We start from the raw sequence: 4530 nt of genomic DNA on the forward strand, positions 1-4530 counted from the left end.
GTACTGGTGCCGGAAGATGAGTTACTACAAGGCGTGCGTAATCTGCGAGACCAGAGCGTCATCATTTCGATTATTGTACTATTGTTTGCCATACTACTGGGTTGGTGGTTTGCACGGCGTATTGCTAATCCATTGCGTCAGCTGGCCGGTGCCGCTCAACACATCAGGCAATTGAAGCTGGATACACCCATTACAGTTCGTTCTCATATCACCGAGGTAGATGATCTTGCCAGTACCATGGGTGTTATGAAAACCGCGGTACAGGAATTTGTCGAGAACTCCAAGGCTTTGTCTGCAGAACCGAATTTTTTCCGTTTGCTGGAACGTTTACTGGAACAGGCCAGGAATGCTTGCCATGCAGATGGCGGTGGGATTGCATTATTAACGGATGATGGACAGTTCATGCAATTCGCGGTGGTTTCAAATCCGGTGATTAATTTACACGTCGGCGGTACCAGTGATATTCCAGTTCCTTTTGAACCAATACCACTCGTCACTGCAGAAGGTGAATCACAGCAACGGCTATCAGTCATTCAGGCTGTACAATCCGGAAAACGCTTGTTGGTGGTGAATGATATTGATAGTGAAATAAAATATGAATTTGCCCAGCTCAAGCAGCGCTATAGCAGGGACGGCTATCATTGTCGTTCTGTGTTGACGTTACCGCTTTGCAACCGAAAAAATGAAATTATCGGCATCCTGGAGCTCGTGAATGCTGGAGACACTGATTCAGTTACCCGTTCTTTTTCTTCGGAACTGGTTTCTTATGTGGAGGCGATGTCTTCACAGGCAGCCATTATTCTGGATAACCAACGGTTACTCAAGGCGCAAAAAGAATTACTGGATTCATTTATTCAGCTAATCGCCGGTGCCATTGACGCCAAATCCGCCTATACCAGTGGTCACTGCCAGCGTGTGCCGGAAGTGGCACGTATGCTGGCTGAAGTGGCACATCATAGTACTGCAGAACCCTTTAACGAATTCCATCTTGATGAAGAAGAGTGGTACGAATTACATATCGCCAGCTGGCTGCATGACTGTGGCAAAGTAACTACACCGGAATACGTAGTTGATAAAGCCACCAAGTTAGAGGGCTTATATAACCGTATTCATGAAATTCGCATGCGCTTTGAAGTAATCTGGCGTGATTACCAGATTGAGCAGTACCAGGATCTCATTAAGGGTGAGATAGACCATTCAATGCTGCAACAACGCCTGGATGAAAAACTCCATCAACTACGAGATGATTACGCGTTTATCGCGGAATGCAACATCGGCGGCGAGTTTCTTAAAGAAGATCATATCGCCCGTTTACAGAAAATAGGTGAACAGCCCTGGCAACGTTATTTCAGTGATCGGCTGGGCCTGTCCGAGGAGGAGAGGGCGCGTAAATCGCGTTTGCCGGAGTCTTCGCTCCCCGCGAGTGAAACTTTACTGGCCAATAAAGACGAACATATTGTTGAGCGTGACAAGGATCGCCATCCTTTTCGTGAGAACCATTACGGTTTTGATATGGATATCCCCGCGCACGAATATAACTATGGCGAGTTATATAATCTGGGTATCCAGCGTGGCACGCTAACCGATGAAGAACGTTTTAAAATCAATGAACATATTACCCAGACGATTATGTTGCTGGATAAACTGCCATTCCCACGGGAGTTGCATCGGGTACCGCGCTGGGCAGGCAGCCATCATGAAAAACTCGATGGCACCGGTTATCCACGCCGACTCAATGCGGAAGACCTGAGTATTCCGGAGCGGATTATGGCAATTGCCGATATCTTTGAAGCACTGACGGCGGCAGATCGTCCTTATAAAAAAGCCAAGACACTGAGCGAGTCTTTACGGATTATGAGTTTTATGAGTAAGGACAGACACATCTGCCCCCAGTTGTTTGAACTGTTTCTAAGCTCAGGCATTTATGAAGAGTATGGTAAAAAGTTTTTAATGTCGGAACAAATTGACGAAGTGGATATTACTCAATACATCTAACCATTCGAAACGCCGTCCTTCCTAAACCTTGAAACACTATAATGATGCCATGACTGACCATGAAGAAGTAACAAAGTGGTTTGAAAAATACCCTGGCTACACGTTAGGCTATAAACTCATTGAACGTGATAAGAATAAACCCGTCATTATTTTCATTCATGGTCTTGCCAGCAATCACACCCGGTGGTCTGAATTCATTGCGAATACCTCGCTTGGAGAACACTTTAATTTACTGCGTATCGATTTAATGGGACACGGGCTGTCCTTACAACGGCGTCGAGTAACGCGTAAAGAATGGTGTGAGGATATTGCGGCGTTACTGCAGCATGAAGGGTTTGGTAAAGCATTTATCATCGGCCATAGTCTTGGTGCGCAAGTCGCGATCGAGTTTGCTTATCTTCATCCGGAATACTGTAATGGCCTGGTTTTAATTGATCCCACTTTTCCCCAGTTATTAACAGGTGTTCTGGGGTGGGCAAAGAAACTGAAATGGCTGGTTTGGTGCCTGATGTGGCTGGCATTTGCTCTGAACAAAATAGGTCTGCGGCGTCGCCGATTTGAGTTACGTGATTTGTGGCAACTGGATGAGCAAACTCGCATTAAATTAGCGGATAAACAATCCATTGCTCGACTTTATATGAATCCGTTTTCTGATTTACGTTATATTCCTGTCGCAAATTATCTACAGGATATTTTTGAATTGGTACAACCACTATCACGCCTTGAAGATGTACCTGCCAGGGTGATGGCGATTGTCTCTACAGGTGCAAAAATCAGTGATCGGAAGGGAACAGCACAACAAATGCAGCGCTTTCCTCAGGCAGAGATCCAGTCCATTGAGGCCGATCACTGGCCATTAACCGAGAATCCGGAACAAACCAGAATTATCATTGAACAGTGGTGTATGCAATTTGTCGATGAACCGGTTAGTTGATGATCGCGGTGCGCGCCACCGCTTCCACAGCGTGATTTGTAGGAGCGCAGCTGCGAGGCGCGATTGTCTTTATAGTCATTGCGAGGAACGCAGTGACGAAGCAATCTATTATTACCTAAACAAAGATTGCCACACCTTGCTCGCGCAAGGTTCGCAATGACAACTCAGGAATTCATAGCCCCGCTCCTACAGGTGGGGAATTTCGTTTTATGTTAGTGCGCACCTGTGGGGCGCGATTTTTTTAATAGTACGTATATCCTACATTAAACGCCAGTATGTCATATTGAGCATGGTTAGTCAGCGTGGATGTCTCGATATCCCGTTCATAATAGGCATAACCAATTGATGCATCCCAATGTCGGTTAAACTGATAAGTGACTCCTAGGCCACCATCCATCTGTTTGTCAGTCGAGATGGAGATTCCATAGAGGTCTGCATACAAAGACCATTTGCGGTTCAAATTATAATTAACACCCGCATATAACAGGGGTAACAAGATACTGTCTTCAACTTCTGCATAGACTGCTGGCCCTTCTGTGGTACCCAGTTCTAATTCTGTATAGCTCCATATCACTGCAGCACCTGCTTTTAAAATCCAGTCATAGGTTTTATAAAACTTGTAGTCATAAGCCAGCCGGAATTCATTCATGCGATAAGCTGAACGCAGTTGGGTATTGGCCGGAAATGTGACTCCGCCGAAATTGGTGGGTTGGGAAAAATAGCCGAAGTCCCGTGCTTCATAGGGTGCCAGGGACAGTGCCAGCGTATTTTTCTCATTAATAAACCATTCAAACATGGGTACGGCTGTGGTGTGAGGGTCAGTAGTACCCTCAAAGTTTTCCAGGTCAAAGGTATCGCCAGTATCGGTGGGTGATTTGAACTGGTTCTTTTGCATGTAGGCGGGACCAAAGCCAAGCGAATAACGATACTTACGACCTTTGTACAAATCCAGATCTTCCACTTTGGGTTTTTTGTCGGTGACGGTAACGGCAACACCCACGGAATCTTCAGATGCCGTAGGTGTTAACCAGATATTGGATTCATGGGGTGTAACCCAATACAAGCTACTGAAATAAGCAACACTGGCGCCGGCTATGACATCATCCACATGATGGGCGTCAGCATCAACCCTGCTATAGGCGGTAATGAACGCTGCGGTATAAGCTGGTACACCCCACCAGGGTCCATAACGTTTACCTAAAAAGGTGGCACCAATAAAAGCACCGGTAGTGTGGCCTGAAGGAAAGGAGGTTGTTGATGAAGATGCATTAGGACGGGTTTTATCAAATACCCATTTGCCAACCGTGGTAATACTGAACGCTGTTATGCCGTGTTTGTAAAACTGGATACGACCATCTTTGTCATCATAAATAAAGGTTGCGCCCCAGGCGGTTAAGGGTAAAACATACTGCATGGCATCGCCAAAATTTTCCAAGTCTTCGTCGTTTGCAACGGCATAGTTTGAGAACGTATAAAATACGATTACTATCAAAATTCGGGATAAACCAGGTTTGCAGTTGAAATGAATCATATAATTCCTTTTTAACTCTTATTTATGGATTGTTTTAATAAATTAGCCATAAATACGGATAATTTAGATA

At 45.3% G+C, this 4530-nt stretch carries 3 protein-coding genes; 2 read left to right on the plus strand and 1 reads right to left on the minus strand.

Going from position 1 to position 4530, the window contains the following annotated elements; genetic code table 11:
• The coding region (locus ACWVCM_RS00465) for an HD domain-containing phosphohydrolase (RefSeq protein WP_455199726.1) at window positions 1-1995 on the plus strand (1995 nt) is incomplete at its 5' end.
• A gap of 28 nt (window positions 1996-2023) precedes the next feature.
• The gene (locus ACWVCM_RS00470; protein WP_455199727.1) at window positions 2024-2929 is read left to right on the plus strand and encodes an alpha/beta fold hydrolase; all 906 of its coding nucleotides are present in this window, start codon (window positions 2024-2026) and stop codon (window positions 2927-2929) included.
• Between the two features lie 241 nt (window positions 2930-3170).
• Here ACWVCM_RS00470 and ACWVCM_RS00475 read toward each other — a convergent pair whose 3' ends face one another.
• Window positions 3171-4460 carry a phosphatase PAP2 family protein gene (locus ACWVCM_RS00475; protein ID WP_455199728.1) on the minus strand — a complete coding sequence of 430 codons (1290 nt, stop codon included), beginning with the start codon at window positions 4458-4460 and terminating at the stop codon, window positions 3171-3173.
• Window positions 4461-4530 lie beyond the last annotated feature (70 nt).

Source organism: Kaarinaea lacus (assembly GCF_975902315.1).

Bases quoted from the DNA above. Each gene is read 5' to 3' on its own strand.
- ACWVCM_RS00475 (WP_455199728.1), bottom strand. From the start codon at position 4,460: ATGATTCATTTCAACTGCAAACCTGGTTTATCCCGAATTTTGATAGTA.